Raw genomic sequence first — 19,060 nt, 5'->3', positions numbered from 1 at the left:
GAGGAGACGGGTCGTGCGAAGCGTCGGTCTCGCGGGCCTCCCGCCCTCGGTGCGCGGAGAGCGGGTCGATCCGCTGGGCGCCTGTGTCCGTGCGGGGGTGTTCGCCCTGGCGGGCAGTGTGCTGGCGGCGCTGGGGCACCAGGCGGCCGGGGGCGCGACCGTGTCCGGGCGACTCCTCGCGGCGCTGGTCCTGCAGTTCGTCTGCGTGTGGCCGGCGGCCCGACGGCACTTCTCCCCGTTGGTCATGGCCGGATGCACGCTGGCGGTCCAGGGCGTACTGCATCTGGTGCTCGCCCGCGCCCCTGGGGAGCCGTTCGCCCACGTCGCGCACACCGGCTCGACGGCAGGGGCCCTGAGCGGACCCGTGGTGCCGGGTTCGGCCGACACTCACGCCTGGCATCAGGCTTCTGCCGTGATGACGGCCGTGCACGTGGGAGTCGCGCTCCTGCTGGCCTGGGTGCTGCACCGGGCCGATGCGGCCCTGGAGGCTGCCAAGTCGGCGCTCCACATGACACGACGGGCCATGGAGGCCGTGGGCGGATGGCTGAGGCGGGTCAAGGCCCGACTGCTGGCGCGTCCGGTACTTCCGGCGTCCCCCATCCCGGGAGCGATGCCGTACCCGGAACCTCTCGTGCCGGTCCCGTCCCGGCCTCCGGAACGCGCACGGCCCCGCAGGGGACCACCGGTGAACCTCACCGCCCTGGTCCACTCGTCCCTACCCCGGGCAGGCCGAAGCCCGCCCGGTCCCATGTATCCGGAGTCCCTACTTGTCGTTGCCTCCGTTTGCCAGGGGGGTCGGCGCCCCAGCCGCCCCGCTGACGCCTCTCGCCCCCTCGGGCCGGTCGGCCCCCGGTGCCTGCTGCGTGGCCCTGTCCCTCCTCGTGCTGCTGGCGGCACTCGTGGGCGCCCTCTTCACCGGCGCGGCCCCCGCCTCCGCGCACGCGGTGCTCAAAAGCAGTGATCCCCGCGAGGGCGCCGTGCTGAAGACCACACCACGGCAGATCACGGTGACCTTCGACGAGGACGTCGCCCTCGTCGAGAACTCCCTCCGCGTCCTCGACCCCGACAACAGGCCCGCGACGGCCGGCGATCCGGAGCACGCCGACGGACAGGGCAACACCGCCCGTGTTCCGCTTGTGAGCGGGCTGGGGCAGGGCACGTACACCGTTTCCTGGCGTGTGGTGTCCGCGGACGGCCACCCCGTCACCGGGGCCTTCACCTTCTCCGTCGGCAAGCGCTCGCCGGCTCGGGCCGTCGTCGCCGGTCCGCTGTCCGTGCCCAGGGCCACCAGCCTGCCGTACGACACCGCGCGCCATGCCGCCTACGCGGGACTGGCACTGCTCATCGGCATCGCCGTGTTCGTCCTGGCCTGCTGGCCGACGGACACCGCCCGGCGCGTCGTGCGCCGCCCGTTCGTGGCAGGCTGGTGGGTGATCGCGCTCGCCACCCTCGCCTCGCTGCTGCTGCGCGGACCGTACGACAGCGGCGAGGGGCCGGACGAAGTACTGAACCCGCGGCTGCTGAGCAGCACGATGGCCAGCAGGCCTGGCGCCGCCCTGCTGGCGCGGTTGGGGCTGCTCCTCGTGCTGGCCGTGCTCGTGCGGAGCAAGAGGGTCCGGCAGGGGGTCGACCGGCGTACGCCGAGGGCGGCGGGCGTCCTGCTCGCCCTTGCCCTGGCCGCGACCTGGGTCGTGGCCGAGCACGCCGCCGTCGGCGTCCAGGTTCCGGTCGCGGTCGTCTCCACCGCACTGCACCTGCTCGCCATGGCGGTGTGGCTGGGCGGGCTGGCCGCCCTGATCACGGCTCTGTACCGGGCGCCGGCCGAGGATCCGCTCCCGCCTGCCGCGGTCGCCCGTTTCTCCCGGCTGGCGTTCGTCTCGGTGACGGTGCTCGCCGCGACCGGTGTCTACCAGTCGTGGCGCGGGCTGGGCTCCTGGGACGCGCTGCTGCACACCGAGTACGGCCGGACGCTGTCCTTCAAGGTGTGGACGGTGTTGGTGGTGCTGGCGGTGGCCGCTCGGTCACGGCGTTGGACAGCGCGGCTACTCACCGCGCCCGAGCCCGAACCGGAGCGGGAGCCGGTCGCGGTGGGTGGCGGACAGGCCGACGGCTCCTCCGGCACCGCCCCTTCCACGCCCGGTACGGAGACGGAGCAGGCGGCACGGCGGCGCGGACTGCGTCGCTGTGTCCTGGCCGAGCTGGCGGTCGGCATGGTGGTCTTGGTGTTCACCACGATGCTGACCGGGACCCCAACCGGCCGGGCCGCCGAGGAGTCGGCCGGCCTGGCGGCTCTTGTACCGGGTCAGCCCACCCAGACCCTCTCCGTGGTCCCCTTCGACACCGGCAGCACCACCCTGGGCCCCTTGGGAAGGGGCAAGGTGCAGATCGTCCTGGAACCGGGTCGTGTCGGCCGCAACGCGGTTCAGGCGGTTGTCTACGGCGCCGACGGCGGCCTCGTCCCCGTACCTGAACTGCGCCTGAAGTTCATCCTGGCCGGGAAGGGCGTGGGTCCCCTGGATGCGGGGCTCGTGGACGAGCGCGGCTACTGGGGGAGCGACAGTCTCACCCTTCCGGCCGAGGGGACGTGGACGATGCGGGTCACCGTGAGGGTCTCGGAGATCGACCAGGTCACCGTGGAGAAGCCGGTCCATATCGGCCCCTGACTGCCTCTCGCCCCATGGTTTGCATTGTGCAAAACTTGCTGTGATGCGATCCGGTGGGGGCGAGGGACTTGGAAGACCAACGACACGTGCCCGACTTGCCCATGTCGCGACGGTCGAGGTCCCGGGGGCCTGGCCCCTGGGACTGCCCTCGCCCCCCTGGGCGGGAAGGGGGAAGGATGGCGCCCGTCGTCGTCCACGAGCCCCTCGACACCGGGGGCGCCCCGTGTCGGTCAGGGGCCAGGTGGTGGCCCTGGCGCGGAGCCTGGCGGACGTCCTCGCCGTCGTCCACCGGATCGGTATCGCGCTGGAGTGGGAGGAAGCCGGGGCCACACCGCTCGTCGAGTGGCAGGGAGGGGGATTTCATGTCTGGCGCAAGCGGCGCTGACTCCCCAAGGGCGACGGAGGGCGTCGGCGACGAGGAGTCGCAGCGGCGCTGCGATGCCGCACCTATTTTTCGGTGAAGACTGCCGGAAGGCGGCAATGACAGTCCACTGCGGTCGGTGTGAGGATGCGGTGCGGCCGACGATCTCGCACGGCGCTGACGGCCCGCGTGCCGCGGCGGTCGCTGTCCGTCGCGCAGAGCCGCCCTCGACGACAGGAGTCCCCGCACCATGGTCTGGCAGCTGACCGGCCTCGCATTCTTCTCCCTCACCCTGCTTCCGTCGGGGGCGGCCCTGGTGGCCGGACACGCGCCGGACCGGCTGCGAAGCCGGCTCGCCGCCGATGCGCGTCCCCTTGGCTGGGCCCTGCTCTCCCTCTACGCCGTCGCGCCCCTCAACGCGCTGCCCCGCCTGTGCCAGGCACCGCCTTCGATCACCTTCGCGGCCACCGCCGTCGCGGCCGCAGGAGCATTGGGGGGCTGCACGTACATGGCCCTCGCCACCGCCAGAGCAGGGAAGGTCGCCCCGTGACCGGCGGACCCCGGCTACGGAGGGTCGCGGTGTCGCTGGCTGCCTGGTGGCTGGCGCTCGCGCTTGTGCTGTGGCTCCTGGGCCGGGCGCTCGACCAACCCGCCTCGCCGGCACAGTGCGGGGCTTCGGCCGCGTTCCTCGTGTGCGTGGGGGAAGTCGGGGACCTGCTGCGCAGACGGTGGAGGACCCGCCTGGGTGTACGGCGGCGTCGGTCGGGGCCATCAGGGTCTCCACCGGCTGGCCCCTAGGGGACCGGTACGGCGGCCCCGTCGGCGCTCTTCGTGCGTGGTGGATGCCCGGAGTTCCCTGAGCCGAGTGTCCGCTGCGGCTGCCCGGGTCTTCGGCGCCACGCCGCGTGTCAGCGACTCTCTGCCCGTCGTTGCCATCATCGTGCGTCGGCTGTGCCATGGTTCGCGGTGGCATGGCGCCGAACAGAGCACGGCAGGCGGGCCCTTCACGCTTCCTGGACGATGACGGCGTAGGCGCCGACGCCGATCAGCGCGGGTGCCGGAAGAGCGCCGCATGAGGTGAGCAGGCTCAGGATCCGGCCCGATTCGGGGTCGAAGTCGATGTCCTGGAGGGTGCCGACCTCGGTGCCGCGTTCCGACAGGATGCGCCGCCCGAGGAGGTTTCGGCATGCGGCGGCGTGCTGGGTGAGGTCCTCCTCGTCCTCCTCACGTATGTTGACTCGGGCCATGACCGCATCCGGGCCAATGGCGTGCACGTACTGCCAGGTCAGAAGGGTGCCGCCACCGTTGGTCTTCTTCAGCCGCAGGGCGAGGACTCGGGCGGGGCGGGGCGCGATCACCAGGCTGTCGACCAGGCCGATACTCTGCGCCTCCGCCGTGTCCATCACCGGTCGGTCCGTGATCTCGGAGAGCAGCATCGGGCTCAGGCTTTCTTCCCGTTCATACGGCTGCGGAGCTCGGGTATCGCCTTGTGGAGGGCGACGAGGTCGTCGGTCACGTAGTCGGCGACCGCGGCCGGGACGACGAGCGCCTCGCCGGACACGGCGATGGTCCTGGCCAGGGGGATGAACACGGTGGCGCGTTTCCGGCCGGCGAGTGCCTCGCCGGGGGCGATCTCGTAACCCGCGACGACCGCCTGCGACGCGGTCACCTCGATCACCACATCGGCGACCTGCCCCAGGTCCGTACCGGAGTCCGTGAGGACCCGTGCCCCGAGGACGTCACCGCCGGCCGCCTCTTTGGGTTCCGCCACCTCGTCCAGGTCCTGGAACGCTGTCTCGTCCTGGATCATCACGGCGTCGGGCCCCAGGCCCGTCACGGCTTCCCAGGGCAGTGCCTGGCGCAGGGGACCGGAGAGCAGCCCGAGGCCGCTGAGGGTGAAGCCCGAGATCCGGCCCGCGCGCCCGTCGAGGACGACGTCCTTCACCCGGGCCACGATCTCACCGCCGAGTGTCACCACGGGGCGCCTGGTGATCTCCGATGCCAGCATGAGCGTACTCACGCGGTGTTGCCTTTCCCCTTCGGGCGAGAACGCCGCACGACGACCACACCGCCGCGACGCCGCTTCGCCTGGACGCCCACGGCCGTCCCGGCCACGGCGGCGAGCAGGACCACGACCACAATGAGCCAGAACCACCAGTCCACCGCAGGCACCTCCGCCTCGGAGCCGGGGGTGTCCCGCCACGCTCCCTGAACAGGATCTCTCCCGGACAGGGAGCTGTCCAGAGACCGTCAGTGCGATGCTCGCGTACCCCCGTATGCCCGGGGGGATCCTCACACCGTGTCGGCCCGGTCGGGTTCGCCGTGCTGACGGGGCTCGGTGCGCGGTACGGCGTGGTGCTCGGCGGGCAGGAGCGGTGAGGCCGGGGCGGACAGCTCCGGTCCCTCTTCGGGGATGCTCTGCGGCGGGACCGGCGGTGAGCCGATGGCCGCGCCGGGCTCACGCGTCGGGAGGGCGTGATGGACGGTACCGGACCAGCGCTCGTGCGGTGCGGGGCTGTCGAGGCGCAGCAGGACCGCCAACGGGGCCCAGCCCCACAGCAGGAGGGCGGCGAGGGCGGTGACGTAGGGCAGCAGCGTGCCGACGGGGGCGGGGAGCAGGGCGTCACGGGTGTACTGGGCCGCCGTGAGCCAGATCAGGGCGAGCGGGGCGTACGCGATCCAGGTGCGCACGGTGATGCGGAGGAATCCGGCCGGGCTGCTGTCCGGGCGGGCGATGTGCAGCAGTACGGCCCGTTTGCCGGGGTTGGCGGTGGTCAGGGCGGGCAGCAGCCAGAACCAGACCGGGTGACGGTTCGTCGGTTTCCGGGGGGTGTGGGTGGACGTCGTGCGCTCCCGGGCGTGGCTACGGCGCTGTCGGTGCCGTGGTGCTGGGGGAGGGCGTCGTGGGCGGGGTGCCGGTGCGGGTCAGTGCCTGCTGGTCGGCGAGGGCGATGGCGAGTTCGCCGGCCGCGTTGGGGTGCAGGGGCGCGTTGGCGTCGGGTCCCTGGACGAACGGCTGGTCGCTGCAGAGCCGGTGGCCGTCGAAGTGCTGGGGTACGGAGGTGAAGCCGAAGGTCTGCGCGCCCTGGCGCAGCACGGAGTTGAGTTCGTCGAGGCGGGACTTGAGGATCTTGGCCTTGGCGGCGGTGACGTGCTGGTCCTTCAGGCAGCTCACGTTCTCACCGAAGGGGTTGTAGTACTCGTTGATCAGGATCCGGGGATGCTGGGACAGTGCGGCCAGGCTGCCGAGCAGGTCGTAGTAGTCGGTGGTGAAGGCGGCGATCTGCTGCTGGAAGTACGCGGTGGACGCCTTGTCGTCGCAGGCGTTCGCGGCGGCGCAGAGTGCGGTCAGGGTGGACCAGTGGATGTCGTTGGCGCCGATGCTGACAATGGTCACCGAGGCCTTGGTGGCCTTCAGTGCGGCCGACAGTTGGGGAGGTACTTCGGTTGTGCCGCGTTGTTGGGGGCCGAGGAGGCCGTCGCGGATAGTGGCGCCGCTGCAGGCCAGGTTGAGGGTGTTCCAGTTGTTCGCCGCGGCGAGGTACACCGCGTAGGCGTCCTTGGTGCGTCCGCACGCCTTGTCCGCGGCGGTGGGGTCGTCCAGAGGGGCGTTGCCGATCGCGGCCGCGGTGGAGTCTCCGATGACCACGGCCTGGACTCCGGGCCGGGCGGGTGCGCCGACAGCCTGCACGGGTGCGGGCGTGCCGGGACCCACCATGTCCTCGATGCCTCGGACGTGTCGCAGCGCTGCGGGTGTGCCGGAGGCCAGCAGGTAGACGCCGAGGGCGTTGAGCGCGCACACACCTCCGACGGCGAACGCGAGTGTCCGCAGTGTCGCCGTACGGCTGGAGCGGCGGAGGCCCGTGATCGCGACGGCGATCAGCGCCGCGAATCCGACGGCGATCAGCGTCTCCCACAGCAGGTAGCGGGTCCAGGCGGAGGTGAGCTGCTCACTCAGTTCCTTCCCGGCGGCCTGGGCGCCTCCTGGCTCGGTGAGAGCACTGGCCTGGGCGTTCAGGGAGATCTGCGTGACCTTCAGCCGGGGGCGGATCGGGCCTTCGAACCGGGGCCGCGTGGGGATGACCTGACCGAAGAGGTCGAGTTCGCCTGGTCCTGACATGCTCAGGTCCGGAGTGGCCGCGCCCACCTGCACGGTCTGGCCGGCCGGCGAGACGGTCTGCAGGGGTGTGACGCGGATCGACAGCCATACGGACAGCGTGGCCACCGCCAGGACGGCGGCGGTGTATGCGAGGAGGGACGGTATCCGGCGAAGCCACGGGCGCATACGGCTCCTTCGCTCGGCCGGCGTCCGGCGCGGTCGTCGGAGGCTCGACCTGTCTGGCAGGCGGGCTACGAACATCCGGTGCCGGCTGTCACGGCGGGACTGTGACCCTACTGGGTCAACGCGGTCGAGCGGTCGGACTTGGCTGGCTTCTGGATCCACTGCCGGCGGCATGGACCCGGGAGTAGTGGGCAGACGGGCCGGGAGCCGGGCAGGGCTGCGAGACAGGTTGCCGGGACTGCCGAAGGCATTACAAGACCGTGATACCAGAAATAGGTAGTTTGTAGGATGTTGAGAAAGTATGCGCATATGTCGAGGGCTGAGGCGGGAGCGGCGCAGCCGCTTGCAGGCCTGGGACGCGAGGCCCCCACGGCGCCCTGTAGCGGCAGGGGTGGGCGATGACCAGGGCTCTGACCTTGCACGATGCGATGGTGGCGGGTGTCGCGGTGGCCGCGGGCGCGACGGCGGGCCTGGTGGCACGGACGGTGTTGCGATGGTTGGGGGAGCGGGCCCGCCGCACGCGGTGGAGCGGTGACGAGATCGCCGTCGACGCGCTGCGGACATTGGTGCCCTGGGCGGCCCTGGCAGCCGGGGTGTCGGCGGCCGGCGCGGCTCTGCCGCTGACCGTGGCCGCTCGCCACATCCTCCACATGGTGCTGGTCGCCATGCTCATCCTGGCCGCCACGGTCACCGCGGCCCGCACCGCGGCGGCCCTGATCCGGTCTCTGGCGCTCTCGCGGTCCGGAGTGGCCGGCTCGGCCACCATATTCGTCAACATCACCCGCGTCGCGGTCCTCGCGATCGGCATCCTGGTCCTGCTGCAGACACTCGGCGTCTCGGTCGCCCCGCTCCTCACCGCCTTGGGCGTCGGCGGTCTCGCGGTGGCGCTCGCACTGCAGGACACGCTGGCCAACCTGTTCGCGGGGGTGCACATCCTGGCGTCGAGAAAGGTGCAGCCAGGCGACTACATCCGGCTCGGCAACGGCGAAGAGGGCTACGTCGTCGACATCAACTGGCGCAACACCGTGGTGCGCCAGCTGCCGAACAACCTGCTGATCATCCCGAACGCCCAGCTCGCCGGGGCGATCATGACCAACTACCACCAGCCCGAGCAGCAGATGTCGGTGCTGGTACAGGTCGGCGTCGGCTACGACAGCGACCTGGAGCACGTCGAGAAGGTGACGGTCGCCGTGGCCGCTGAGGTGATGGCGGAGGTTCCCGGTGGAGTCCCCGACCATGAACCGGCCGTCCGGTTCCACACGTTCGGGGAGTCCAGCGTCGACTTCTCGGTGATCCTGCGAGCCCGTGAGTTCGCCGACCAGTACCTGGTCAAACACGAGTTGATCAAACGCCTGCACCGGCGTTACCAGGCCGAGGGCATCGAGATCCCCTTCCCGATGCGGACAGTGGTCGTGCAGCGGCAGGACCAGGCGCCCGTGTGCGGGCCGGGAGAGAAGGGCGCAGGTCCAGCCCTGATGCCGATCCCCGCAGCAGGCACACCGAGCTCCCGGTAGCGCGGGGCGGACGCGCGCGCCCGCCACCGTCGCCTTGTCCGCGTCATCCGCCGCCCCGTTCGGCCGCCCCCACAGTCAGGCCGAACAGCCGAACACCGCCAGCTGCGCGGGAGAGGCGGGTCAGGGCCGACGGAGGGCAGCGAGTTCCGCGTTGAACTGCGCTCCGGCGAGGAGGGCGAGGTTGGACACCCACAGCCAGACCAGGAAGACGACGAGGCCCGCGAGGGAACCGTACAGACGGTCGTAGGCGCCGGCGTACGTGGTGTAGAGAGTGAAACCGGCAGAGGCCAGCAGCCACAGGAAGACGGCGAGCAGGCCGCCCACGGCCCGTTGGCGCAGGCCGTAGGCGGTGGTCTGCCCGGAGCGGAACAGTACAAGGACCAGCACGGTGACCAGGCAGGCCAGCAGCGGCCACTTCAGGATGTTCCACGCGGTGACGCCGGCACCGTCTACTCCCATGACCCGGCCCGCCGCGCGGGCCGCGTCCCCGGTGAGGACCAGTGCAGCCGCACTGGAGACCAGCAACGTCAGCAGTACGAACGCGTTGATCACGGTCAGGGGGGCCTTCTTCCACAGCGGGCGGCGGTCCCTGACGCCGCTCATGGCGTGCAGGGCGCGGCGGAAGACGCTCAGGTAACTGGAGGCCGACCACAGGGCGGCCACAGTGCCGAAGGCGGCCAGCAGTCTCGCCGGTGCCTGCTGGTCGGCCATGCTCTGCAGAGCCCGCAGGATGGCGGGGCGTGACCGGGCCGGCACGACGGCGGCCACCTGGTCGACCAGATGCTGGGTGCCCGGTGTGCCGGCGAGTCCGATCACCGAAAGCGTGACCAGCAGGGCGGGGAAGATGGTCAGCACCGCGTAGTAGGTCAGCGCGGCGGCCCAGTCCGTCGCGTCCTCGCTCCACAGCGCCGCGGGAGTCCTGCGCAGCGCGGTCCGCCAGGTGTGCCCGCCGGAGCCCGCCACCGGACGCGGGCGGCGGCCCGCGGATGTCGGAGGCTGGTCGTCGGTCACGCTGTGTCCCGTCGGTGAAACGCACATGACGGCGCCGGAGCGGGCCGGCCTCACGCGCGGGGGTGTGCAAATGGACTGCGGTTCCTGGCAGACAGGGCCAGAGTACGGGGGACTGTATGCGGACGTCAGGGGGCCGCCGGGCAGTCTGCGTCGGCCCCGACGACATGAGGCGGTATGGCCGGAGCGCAGTGACGTCATGCGCCGGCCGACGCCGTCACGCGTTCGAAGCCGACGCATGGGCCGCGAGTCGGAGGGCCGCGAAGGGGTTCTTCGGCACCAGTCCCTGTCTCCCCGCTGTCCAGGATCGGGGTCGGCGCGAGACCGGCCGCACGGGCGACCGGAAGATCGCCGGGTTCGCTGTGCCCACAGGAGCCCGCCGGGCACAGGTTGATCACCGATTGCCCAAAGGGAGGTCAAAGCGGGCTCTTCTCGTTTGAGATCTTCCCGGGCCTCGGGCAAGTCTTGCGGTGATCAGGGAAATGAGTTCCCGGGGTGCGGGCCGGTACGGGTTGCGGTGTGCCATGCCCGGCGCGCCCGGGACATGGAATCAAGGGGTGGGGATGTCCAGCCATCGGTTGTCCAGGAAAGGCCGCTACGTCGCGTGGGGCGTGGCGGGTGCCGCAGTGGTCGCGGGCTGCGGGATCGCGGCGCAGACCTCGATGGCCGCCACGACCTGGCCGGCGCAGAGGACACACACCGGACGCGCCTTCGACACGTGCACGGCCCCTTCGCTGAAGGCGATGAAAGCCTGGCACACCGGCTTCTACGGTGCCGCCGCCGTGTACGTCGGCGGCAAGAACCGCGGCTGCAACCAGCCCAACCTCACCGCGTCCTGGGTCAAGTCCGTCGACTCGCTCGGCTGGAAGCTCATCCCGATCTACGTCGGAGCCCAGCCGCCCTGCCAGAAGAGCGCCAACCCGGAACGGCTCACCGCGTCCACCGCCGCGTCCCTCGGCGCGAGCGACGCCAAGGACGCCGTGGCCAGGGCGTCGGCCCTCCGTATGAAGGCCGGCAGCCCGATCTACCTCGACATGGAGCCGTACGACATCACCGACAAGTCGTGCAACGACGCCGTGCTGACCTACGTCCGCTCCTTCACCAAGACCCTGCGCGCGAAGACGTATCGCGCCGGCTATTACGGCTTCAGCAGCTCCAGTGCCAAGGCGATCGCCACCGCGACCAACAAGAAGGACCTGCCGGGGAACCTCTGGTACGCGCTCTGGGACAAGAAGAACACGACCACCTCGGACTGGCCGTGGGGCTCCCAGCAGTTCACCGGCCACAGCCGGGGACACCAGTACATGGTCAACAGCAAGGAGAAGCGCGGCGGTTACACCATCACCGTGGACCGGAACGCGTGGGACGCGCCCGTCGCCATCATCGGCTGAGCCCATCGGGTCCCCGGCTGGACCAGTCGGCCCGGCGCAGCGTCCCGGCCGGGTCGGCTTCGGCGTCGCAGGGCTGTTCGGGCCACCGCGCGACGACATCGGTCGCCCAATCGGCCCAGGCGGCCACGAGGCGGTAGTACTCCGTCAGGAAACGACCCACGACCATCGTCTGCGCGGCACGCTCGGGGAACGGCGCCCGGCCCTCGGCGTAGGCGCGGGCGGTGGTGAGGTTGTCCGCGTTGCGTTCGACGGCCCAGGCGCGGGCGGCGTCGAGGGTGGCCAGGGTGTCGGACGTGGTGCCCGAATCCGCGAAGAAGACCTGCAGGAGCTGCTCGGACTCCAGTACGGGGTCGGCGCCTGGCGGCGGAGCCCCTCGGCCAGGGCGCGCCGGCCGTCGGCGCTGATGCTGTAGACCGTGCGGGGGCGTCGCCCGACGCCCTCCGCGGACGCGCGGGCCAGCCCGTGACGGACCCGCTTCTTGGGCTCCACGTACAGCTTGCTCTGCGCCCGGGGCCAGATACGGCCCAGGCTCCGGTCCATCTGCCGGGTGAGTTCGTATGTACTCCATGGGCGCACGGCGAGCAGGCCGAGGATCGCGTACGAGGTGGTCGTGAGCGGGGTTTCCGTTGAGATGATCTACCTTGGGGTGTAATCAGGTAGATAGTCCCATTGGGAGTATAGGGCGGGCGGTGACGGCCATGACCAGCGCGCCGGATGTCGACCCGGCCAACGACGAGCAGGCCCGAGCGTGGGACGGGGACGAGGGCGCCTACTGGGCCGAGCACGCGGACCAGTTCGACCGGGCCTTGCGGTCGTATCGGACACGGTTCCTGGAAGCGTCGGCAGTCGGCGCGGGACAGCGGGTCCTGGACGTCGGCTGTGGTACGGGTGAGACCACGCGTGAGGCGGCACGTCGCGCCCTCGCCGGTGAGGCCCTCGGGGTCGACCTGTCCGCGTCGATGCTTCAGATGGCCCGCCTGCGGGCGGGAGAGGAACACCTGGACAACGCGGCCTTCCTCCAGGCCGATGCCCAGACGCATCGCTTCACCTCCGAAGCGTTCGATGTGGCGATCAGCAGGACCGGAACCATGTTCTTCGGCGACCCCGTCGCCGCGTTCCGTAACATCGCCCGGGCTCTGCGCCCCGGAGGCCGCTTCGTGCAACTGGTGTGGCAGGCGCCGCCGCGCAACGAATGGTTCGGGGCGTTCACGAAGGCCATGGCCGCGGGTCGGGTACTACCGACGCCTCCGCCCGACGCCCCGGGACCGTTCTCCCTGGCCGACCCGCAGCGCACCCGCACTCTGCTGGCTCGGGCCGGGTTCGCCGGCCCGAGCGTGGAATCCCTTCAGGGCCCCATGTACTTCGGCCCCGACACGGACCGTGCGTACCGCTTCGTCCTCGGCCTCCTCGGCTGGATGCTGGACGGCCTCGACCACTCGGCCCGGGACACAGCGCTGGCGGACCTTCGGGAGACCATCGAGGCGCATGAGGGACCGCAGGGCGTCGAGTACGCTTCGGCGACCTGGCTCGTCACCGCCACCGCGCCGTGACGAGCCAGAGCGTCGCTGCCCGGGTTTCTCTCCGCACCTGTCGCCGGAGACGTGTACGCCTGCGACGGAGCCTCATAGGCTGCCGCCCATGAAATCCGTCATCACGGCGATCGACGAGGTCTCGCCCGACAGCAGCCGCAAGTGCAGCATGCACTCCGCGTCGAGCCCGAACTGCAGCGGGCCCGTGGTGGCCGTGGTCACGTTCGACGACGCCGGCGGCAAGGACAATCACTGGAACGTGTGCCGGCGGTGGCTGACCGACAACCCTGCCGCAGGAGCCTTCCCGCAGCGCCGGTAGCCCGGGTATCCGCGCATGCCGGAGAGGGCGAAGATGTTCTGGTTGGCGGGAGCATGCCCGAATCTCACCGCGTGGGGACGACCGCGACGGGACCGTCTGCCATGTGCAGGACTTCGGCGCTCACCGAGCCGAGCAGGAGCCGACGTCGACCGGACCGCCTGCGAGAGCCCATCACGAGGAGAGCGGCATCCTCGGACGACTCCACAAGGCACCGCGCCGGACGTCCCCAGCCGAGACGCAATCCGACTGTCACGCCCGGATACCGCCCACCGACCTCGCCGATCCGTTCGTCGAGGAAGCTCCGGGCCGCCTCCTCGGCCTCCCGTGTCCGGCGTCTCGCCGCCGTGCCGGTGTGGGGGAGAGGCGACGGTGTCGGCCGGTGCAGGGCGTGCGCGATCAGTAGATGGGCCGATCGGCGATCGGCCTCGGCGAACGCGAACTCCAGGACCTCGGGAGAGTGGTGCACGCGGTCGATACCCACGACTACGCGGTCGTCCTGGACGCCACCGGCTCCGCCTGGCCGCCATACCAACACCGGGCACTGGGCCTGACCGACGACACGAAGACTCACCGAGCCGAGAGGCAGACGCGGAAATCCCCTGTCTCCGCGGCCCAGCACCACAAGCACTGCCTCAGCCGACTGCTTCGCCAGGAGCCGCACGGGATCGTCAAAGGTCAAACCGCTGGCCACGACGAGCGAGGGGAAGGCGGAGCGGACCGTCTCCACGAGTCGCTCCACCAGCACAGCGCGCCGGTTCACGACGCCCCTTCTGGTCTCCTTCGCGTGGCTGCGCCCGTACGAGCTCGGCAGAGTGACGGCGTGGGCGATGCGCAGGGGCGCTGAACGCATCACGGCCTCACGGGCGGCGTACAGCACGACGCCCTCCTGACCGCTGAAGTCGCCGACCCCGACGACAACGGGTCCCGTGTCCACGCTTGCTCTCCCCTCCGCCCGACCCTTCAGCGCGCGGCTGGTGTCCGGCGGTCGTCACGGGCCAGACACCTTCAACCGCGTTCCGTAGAGGTGTGACCTTCCAGGACTCCTGACGGAAACCGGGTACCCCGCGCCGGTCGTGCCAAGCCTGGACCGAGCTGCTGCGGCTGGGACCGCGTCGGCGGCCGGCGTCGGCGGACGTGCGTCTAGCTGGACTCGTCGAGCTGGTCCTTGGCCCACCACAGGAATGCCGCGGAGTGCTGCTGATTGGCGAACCCGGCACCGACAAGTGTGTACAAGAGGTCGTTGCTCCAGAAGATGAGTCGCCCGAGCGTCCAGTTCACCGATTCCGGCGCCGGCAGCTCCAGCCCGTAGACCTTTCGTGCGATCTCCCGCTTGCCGCCCGCCTCGGTCGTGTACTTGAGGATCGACAGGAACCGCCCGGGCTGCGTCACACAGAGAACCCGCGTGAGAAGGGCCTCCTTGAAGCCGGTCATGGCGAACGACTTCGTGCCGTCGAGGAGCTCTTGCAGCCGATCCTCGCAGGGAACGTCGTCGGGCCCGTGGAGAAGGTGCTCGATCGTCCGGCGCGTCGATTCCGCGGCCGCCGCGTCGCCCATGGAGTTCCACGCGGCGTTGAACACGGACTGGTTGCCGGGGTGGGCGCCGACGTCGGAATTGGCGAAGTCCTTCAGGAGGCGGGGGTCACACGTGCGCAACCCGTCGGGCGAGAAGATCCGCTGGTACTTCTCCCAGTAGGCCGCCACCTCGGGGTCGAAGCCGGGTCTGGTGGCGAGGTACCGTTCCTTGAGGCGATCTGCGCGTTCCAACACGTCGGGCTCTACGTCCTCTGCCTTGGGGAAGCGGGCCCTGAGATCGTCGAAGGCACGCGGTCGCTGCTTCTTCGGGCCGTCAGGCTCTCCATGCTCCCACGCGTAACCGCACCGGTGCCTGACCAGTCGACGCCCGCCCTCAAGGTTGCGGACCAGCTCGATGTCCTCGTCGTCGCTGCACAACGGGCACATGGCCAACGTCACGTCTACTCCCCTCCACATGGTGCCGTGCCGCACCGGAACCACGACACGCCTGGCTGAACAGCATTCTTCCGCCCAGGATGCTCCCAGCCTGCACCGGGTGTTGGCACCGTCGTGCCGCCGTACGTCGCCTCGTGGAGATCGACGTGCGGCGGCTCGTTGTCGGACGGACTCGCTCTCGCGGCCCCACGACCTCGCGGATCAGCAGTTGTCGCCGCCAGTGCTTCGATGCCGGTCCTGCCAGGGGCGGAAGCGACGAGCGTCGGTCTGCGGCCGACCGGCCAGGAGAACCATCCATTCGTCAGCCGGCGCGACGCCACCGGTAGTCGTTGCCCGCACCGTACCGACACTGCATACGGGTTCCGGCGTCCGTGTAACCGTAGGCTCCAGCGTCACCGCACCAGGAACCGGGGCGGACGCCCGTCCTGGAGCCCCGGTCCGGGGCTCCAGGTGTGGCGGGCGTGACGTCGTCCTCGACCCCGGGCGTTCGAACTTCGTCCTCCGCACCGGATCGGTCTTCCGGAGTGGCTTCTGGTTCGTGAGAGCCCGTTTGGCAGCCGTCGTGAGGACTCGCTATTGCCACGGTCACCAGCCAGCCCGGCTCATCGAGTGAGCCGCTGGTCAACTCCGCGGTACACACCGTCCACTGGTCGCGTCGCGGATCACCCTCGTACGCGAACCTCAATGGCAGACCTGTCACACGGTCCAGGACACGGATCTCGCCGTCGTCCAGGCTGTCCGCCACCGCGTCCCAGGCATCGCCCCGACTCCTGCCCGGGAGTTCGGACAGCGAGAGCGAGTCGAGAACAGGGTTTTGCCCAGGGGAGGACGAACTCGCTGACGCATCTCCGGACGCCGACGCGTCTCCTGTCTCCGCAGTGGACACAACCGCCAACACGCCCAGCGCGAGCACGAGAACCGCCGCGACGACGCACTGAAGGATCACGCTGTCGCGGAGGGTGTCGAGAACCCAGCGCATGACCCTGGAGGGCCCCGATTCCCCGGCGTGGTCGGCCACCCGGTCAGGTGAGGCGCCTCGTGTCGTACCGGGTCTAGGCTGTTCGTGTTCGGCCGGGGCGGGGTGACGGAGCCGTGCGGACTCCCGCTCCTGCTCCCGCTCCCGGTCCCGTTCGCGGTCTTCGGGCGTACGCCACCGTTGTGTCATCCCGCGGGAGGACTCTCTGCGCACACTGGACGGAGGATGCCCGGTCACGCGTGCGTGCCTGCGCACCGCTGCGGCCGTGGTCTCCTCCTCGGCCTGGGGCACTGCTCCGCCACAAGCCTCACACGTCCACGCACTCACCTGACGCCCCTTGCTGTCCCCGACGCTGCCATCTTCACACTTGTCAGCGCATACGCCCATCAAGGCCTCTCACCTCGAGTCCGGTGGGCGACGGAGGCACGAGGCAGCGCTGCGGCAGTACTTCCGGCTCGTACAGAGGAGAACCGGACCCTGTCCGCCGACACTCGCGCACACCGAAGGTACGCTGCCCGGCGAGCAACCGCCCGGCCGTGGAACCCCACCACCGTCCCGGTGCAGGCTCCGGAAAGGAAGCAGAAGATGAGCAAGCCCCTGACACACAAGGAAGCCTTGGCCGCGGTGATGCGGGCCCTGGGGGGTGTGTGGGATCCCTCAAGGGCAGCCTTGGCACTACGCGTCGCCGGCCACGAGCCGACCACACCGAAGGCCGGTGAAAAGGAGGCTCGACGGGCCCTGCGCGAGCTCACCGACGAAGGAGTCATCATTCGCCCCGACCCCGAGCGCACGGAGTACAGGCTGCCTTAGCTTGTGTGGCTGCGAGGTGCGACGTTCGAGGGAACGGTCCCGGTCGGGCTCACCACGGCGGGATCGAGACGGGCATCTGCGCCGAGGAGTGTGCGTGAGGGCGGGAGACCAGCCTGCTCGCGGCTTGCGAACAGGCCGGGACTGCCTGATGCTGCGAACATGATCAAGGTGTTGGTGGCGGAGGACCTCCACGTGGTACGTGCCGGGCTGGTCTCCCTGCTCGACAGCGCCTTCGACGTGGACGTCGTCGTGCATGTCGGCTCAGGGGAAGAGGTTCTCCCGGCAGCACTGGAGCACGCACCGGATGTGGCCGTTCTCGACATCGGCATGCCGGGCCTGGACGGTCTGGCCGCGGCCGCCCTGCTGCGCACGCATCTTCCTACCTGCCACCCGCTCCTGCTCACGGGCATGGACGGCCCCGGACATCTGCGCAGGGCGCTGGACATGGGGGTCACCGGGTTTCTCCTGAAGACCACGACGCCCGAGAGACTGCTCGACGGCGTGCGCACGGTGGCGGCCGGTGGCCGTGCCATCGAACCCGAACTCACGGAGGACTTCTGGGCTTTGGGGGAGTGCCCGTTGACCGAAAGGGAGGCGGAGATCCTGCGGGCCACCGCCGAGGGTCTCGCCCCGCGGGACATCGCCGTCCTGCTGTCGCTGAGCGTGGGGACGGTGCGCAACCGGCTCTCGGACGTCATGGGCAAGCTGCAGGCACGGACGATGGTGGACGCCGTACGTATCGCAGAGCGGTGCGGCTGGATCTGAGCGTGGCTCAGGAAATGGTCGGCAGAGCGGCGAAAGCTCAGTGACTTCCTCGACGCGCCTCGTTCGTCGGCACCACCACGCGCAGCCGGAAACCCTCCGCGCCGCAGACCGAGGCCCGTAGTGCTCCGCCCATCACCGCCACCCGTGCCGCCAGGTTTCCCAGGCCGCCGTGGCCGTGTGACACTCCGCGAGGCTCCACACCGTCGTTCTCGACGGTGAGCTCAGCCGTGTCGTCCGTGCACCGAACCGTGATGGAGCACGCTCTGGCCTGACTGTGGCGCAGCACGTTCGCCACACCCTCGCGCAGCACGGCGCTGAGGCAGTTCTCCAGGTCGGGGGGAAGGTTGGGGCCTTCCCGGCTGATCCGAACCCGGATCGCTGCCGTGTCCAGGGCTGTGCGAGCGGATTCGAGTTCCTGCGCCAGGGCGAGGGAGACCTGATCCCGCACCATGTCGCGCACCTCGCCCAAGGCGCGCCGAGCCAGTTCGGCGATGTCGAGGAAGTGTTCACGGTTCGTGGCGGGATCGTCCGGTTCACGAGCCGCCGTCTCGCTCCTGGTGGCTATGGCCGACAACGCGGACCCGAGCAGATCGTGCAGGTCGCGGGCGATGCGCACACGCTCCCGGTGCACGGCGAGCCGTGCCGACTGCCACCGCAGGGCGTGCGCCTGCGCGGCGACCGAGGACAGCCGCACCACCCCGTACACCACGAGGCCGACCACGACGGTCCTGACGCCCACCTCGAGCGCCGTACGGTTGCTGACGGGCAGCGCGAAGACCGCCAGCGGGCCCGTGGCCGTGACGAGGGCGGCCCCCACCAACCCGTTCGGCCGGGGCAGCGCCACCAGCACGACTCCGGCCAGTAGGCCGAGCACGCTGAGCCAGATCTCGTCGAAGATCAGCACGGGCACATAGGTCAGCAGTACCTGACCTGCCAACAGGAGAGAGCGGTATCCCGGCGAACGGCGCTTCGCGTACTGCCCGAGGAGCGTCACTAGGAGGAGACCGGCCAGCAGCCAGCTCACCGCGAGCAGCCCGGACTGCACCTGCCTGCCTTGCAGTTCGCGCGCCATCCGGATGAAGACGATGCCCGCGGCCGCGGCCAGCGCCACCAGACACAGGCGTTGCGCCAGCCGCTCCCGATCCACCTCGGCCGGCACGGCCACCGAATCCGTGAACGGTCGATCAGGTCCCCTGTGCGCCACCGCCCCGGCCATGCCACTGTCCCCTTCGCACCGCATCTCCACCACAACGGGCCGATCCTGCCACGACCGCGTCCCGGGCCGACAGTCGACAGGACGCGCTCCAGGAACAGGCGTCACACAGCGGATTGGTGAAGATCTCACTTCCTCCCTGTGCGAGGTGCCGCGACTCTACAGGCGTAGTAGTCCGAAACCTGCGTGTGAGGAGCCTCTTCTTGCGTTGGAGACGTACACCTGTCAGGAGACCCGGGTGGGGTGGCGGGCGCCCCCCCG

The 19,060-nt window shown here is 70.3% G+C and carries 19 protein-coding genes; 9 read left to right on the top strand and 10 right to left on the bottom strand.

What is annotated here, in order from left to right; genetic code table 11:
- Positions 1-863: 863 nt before the first annotated feature.
- The 3 genes from ACLZN2_RS46180 to ACLZN2_RS46170 all read left to right on the top strand — a co-directional run bounded on the left by ACLZN2_RS46180 (position 864) and on the right by ACLZN2_RS46170 (position 3,574).
- On the top strand, positions 864-2,663 hold the full coding sequence (locus ACLZN2_RS46180; protein ID WP_416986044.1) for a copper resistance CopC/CopD family protein: 1,800 nt from the start codon (positions 864-866) through the stop codon (positions 2,661-2,663).
- 223 nt (positions 2,664-2,886) lie between these two features.
- Positions 2,887-3,048: a hypothetical protein gene (locus tag ACLZN2_RS46175; protein WP_416986043.1), complete on the top strand. Its 162-nt coding sequence runs from the start codon at positions 2,887-2,889 to the stop codon at positions 3,046-3,048.
- Between the two features lie 226 nt (positions 3,049-3,274).
- Positions 3,275-3,574, top strand: a complete 300-nt coding sequence (locus ACLZN2_RS46170; protein WP_416986042.1) for a hypothetical protein — start codon at positions 3,275-3,277, stop codon at positions 3,572-3,574.
- A 454-nt stretch (positions 3,575-4,028) separates the two neighbouring features.
- Here ACLZN2_RS46170 and ACLZN2_RS46165 read toward each other — a convergent pair whose 3' ends face one another.
- From ACLZN2_RS46165 to ACLZN2_RS46145, 5 genes are all read right to left on the bottom strand, one after another.
- Positions 4,029-4,460 (bottom strand): PRC-barrel domain-containing protein, encoded by a 432-nt coding sequence (locus tag ACLZN2_RS46165; protein WP_416986041.1) that lies wholly within the window; start codon positions 4,458-4,460, stop codon positions 4,029-4,031.
- 5 nt (positions 4,461-4,465) lie between these two features.
- Positions 4,466-5,044, bottom strand: a complete 579-nt coding sequence (locus tag ACLZN2_RS46160) for a PRC-barrel domain-containing protein (protein ID WP_416986040.1) — start codon at positions 5,042-5,044, stop codon at positions 4,466-4,468.
- Complete coding sequence (locus ACLZN2_RS46155; protein WP_416986039.1) at positions 5,041-5,187, bottom strand: hypothetical protein; 147 nt, start codon at positions 5,185-5,187, stop codon at positions 5,041-5,043. Before ACLZN2_RS46155 ends, ACLZN2_RS46160 begins: the two co-directional genes overlap by 4 nt.
- A gap of 129 nt (positions 5,188-5,316) precedes the next feature.
- Positions 5,317-5,715 carry a hypothetical protein gene (locus ACLZN2_RS46150; RefSeq protein ID WP_416986038.1) on the bottom strand — a complete coding sequence of 133 codons (399 nt, stop codon included), beginning with the start codon at positions 5,713-5,715 and terminating at the stop codon, positions 5,317-5,319.
- 172 nt (positions 5,716-5,887) lie between these two features.
- Complete coding sequence (locus tag ACLZN2_RS46145) at positions 5,888-7,309, bottom strand: SGNH/GDSL hydrolase family protein (RefSeq protein WP_416986037.1); 1,422 nt, start codon at positions 7,307-7,309, stop codon at positions 5,888-5,890.
- Between the two features lie 395 nt (positions 7,310-7,704).
- Here ACLZN2_RS46145 and ACLZN2_RS46140 point away from each other — a divergent pair, with 395 nt between their 5' ends.
- Positions 7,705-8,820, top strand: coding sequence for a mechanosensitive ion channel family protein (locus tag ACLZN2_RS46140; RefSeq protein ID WP_416986036.1), 1,116 nt, complete (start codon positions 7,705-7,707; stop codon positions 8,818-8,820).
- A gap of 120 nt (positions 8,821-8,940) precedes the next feature.
- Here the strand turns inward: ACLZN2_RS46140 and ACLZN2_RS46135 are convergent, their stop codons facing one another.
- Positions 8,941-9,831 carry a YihY/virulence factor BrkB family protein gene (locus ACLZN2_RS46135; RefSeq protein ID WP_416986035.1) on the bottom strand — a complete coding sequence of 297 codons (891 nt, stop codon included), beginning with the start codon at positions 9,829-9,831 and terminating at the stop codon, positions 8,941-8,943.
- Between the two features lie 560 nt (positions 9,832-10,391).
- On the opposite strand from ACLZN2_RS46135, the gene ACLZN2_RS46130 reads away from it, so the two are divergent.
- A complete protein-coding gene (locus ACLZN2_RS46130; protein ID WP_416986034.1) occupies positions 10,392-11,219 on the top strand; it encodes a glycoside hydrolase domain-containing protein in 828 nt (275 codons plus the stop codon).
- On the opposite strand, the gene ACLZN2_RS46125 is transcribed toward ACLZN2_RS46130, so the two are convergent.
- Positions 11,209-11,787 carry a hypothetical protein gene (locus ACLZN2_RS46125; protein ID WP_416986033.1) on the bottom strand — a complete coding sequence of 193 codons (579 nt, stop codon included), beginning with the start codon at positions 11,785-11,787 and terminating at the stop codon, positions 11,209-11,211. The two genes, ACLZN2_RS46130 and ACLZN2_RS46125, sit on opposite strands and share 11 nt — an antisense overlap.
- A gap of 130 nt (positions 11,788-11,917) precedes the next feature.
- On the opposite strand from ACLZN2_RS46125, the gene ACLZN2_RS46120 reads away from it, so the two are divergent.
- Both ACLZN2_RS46120 and ACLZN2_RS46115 read left to right on the top strand, forming a co-directional pair.
- Entirely contained in the window at positions 11,918-12,769 is an 852-nt protein-coding gene (locus ACLZN2_RS46120) for a class I SAM-dependent methyltransferase (protein ID WP_416986032.1), read from the top strand.
- Positions 12,770-12,857: 88 nt separating this feature from the next.
- A complete protein-coding gene (locus tag ACLZN2_RS46115) occupies positions 12,858-13,067 on the top strand; it encodes a hypothetical protein (protein ID WP_416986031.1) in 210 nt (69 codons plus the stop codon).
- A gap of 64 nt (positions 13,068-13,131) precedes the next feature.
- Here ACLZN2_RS46115 and ACLZN2_RS46110 read toward each other — a convergent pair whose 3' ends face one another.
- On the bottom strand, positions 13,132-14,001 hold the full coding sequence (locus ACLZN2_RS46110; RefSeq protein ID WP_416986030.1) for a universal stress protein: 870 nt from the start codon (positions 13,999-14,001) through the stop codon (positions 13,132-13,134).
- Between the two features lie 206 nt (positions 14,002-14,207).
- Positions 14,208-15,071: a hypothetical protein gene (locus ACLZN2_RS46105; protein ID WP_416986029.1), complete on the bottom strand. Its 864-nt coding sequence runs from the start codon at positions 15,069-15,071 to the stop codon at positions 14,208-14,210.
- Positions 15,072-16,596: 1,525 nt separating this feature from the next.
- Between ACLZN2_RS46105 and ACLZN2_RS46100 the strand changes: the two genes are divergently transcribed.
- On the top strand, positions 16,597-16,821 hold the full coding sequence (locus ACLZN2_RS46100; RefSeq protein WP_416986028.1) for a hypothetical protein: 225 nt from the start codon (positions 16,597-16,599) through the stop codon (positions 16,819-16,821).
- Positions 16,822-16,980: 159 nt separating this feature from the next.
- Positions 16,981-17,586 (top strand): response regulator transcription factor, encoded by a 606-nt coding sequence (locus tag ACLZN2_RS46095; protein ID WP_416986027.1) that lies wholly within the window; start codon positions 16,981-16,983, stop codon positions 17,584-17,586.
- 37 nt (positions 17,587-17,623) lie between these two features.
- On the opposite strand, the gene ACLZN2_RS46090 is transcribed toward ACLZN2_RS46095, so the two are convergent.
- Positions 17,624-18,745: a sensor histidine kinase gene (locus ACLZN2_RS46090; protein WP_416986026.1), complete on the bottom strand. Its 1,122-nt coding sequence runs from the start codon at positions 18,743-18,745 to the stop codon at positions 17,624-17,626.
- Positions 18,746-19,060 lie beyond the last annotated feature (315 nt).

Source organism: Streptomyces sp. T028 (genome assembly GCF_048159505.1).
Classification (GTDB): domain Bacteria; phylum Actinomycetota; class Actinomycetes; order Streptomycetales; family Streptomycetaceae; genus Streptomyces.
The sequence above is the reverse complement of the archived record's forward strand: the minus strand, read 5'-3'. Positions and strand labels throughout refer to the sequence as shown.

Excerpts from the sequence above, each read along its gene's own strand:
- ACLZN2_RS46100 (WP_416986028.1), top strand. The coding sequence starts at position 16,597 with ATGAGCAAGCCCCTGACACACAAGGAAGCCTTGGCCGCGGTGATGCGG.
- ACLZN2_RS46115 (WP_416986031.1), top strand. The coding sequence starts at position 12,858 with ATGAAATCCGTCATCACGGCGATCGACGAGGTCTCGCCCGACAGCAGC.
- ACLZN2_RS46095 (WP_416986027.1), top strand. The coding sequence starts at position 16,981 with ATGATCAAGGTGTTGGTGGCGGAGGACCTCCACGTGGTACGTGCCGGG.
- ACLZN2_RS46140 (WP_416986036.1), top strand. The coding sequence starts at position 7,705 with ATGACCAGGGCTCTGACCTTGCACGATGCGATGGTGGCGGGTGTCGCG.
- ACLZN2_RS46170 (WP_416986042.1), top strand. The coding sequence starts at position 3,275 with ATGGTCTGGCAGCTGACCGGCCTCGCATTCTTCTCCCTCACCCTGCTT.
- ACLZN2_RS46130 (WP_416986034.1), top strand. The coding sequence starts at position 10,392 with ATGTCCAGCCATCGGTTGTCCAGGAAAGGCCGCTACGTCGCGTGGGGC.
- ACLZN2_RS46165 (WP_416986041.1), bottom strand. The coding sequence starts at position 4,460 with ATGCTGCTCTCCGAGATCACGGACCGACCGGTGATGGACACGGCGGAG.
- ACLZN2_RS46120 (WP_416986032.1), top strand. The coding sequence starts at position 11,918 with ATGACCAGCGCGCCGGATGTCGACCCGGCCAACGACGAGCAGGCCCGA.
- ACLZN2_RS46145 (WP_416986037.1), bottom strand. The coding sequence starts at position 7,309 with ATGCGCCCGTGGCTTCGCCGGATACCGTCCCTCCTCGCATACACCGCC.
- ACLZN2_RS46125 (WP_416986033.1), bottom strand. The coding sequence starts at position 11,787 with ATGGAGTACATACGAACTCACCCGGCAGATGGACCGGAGCCTGGGCCG.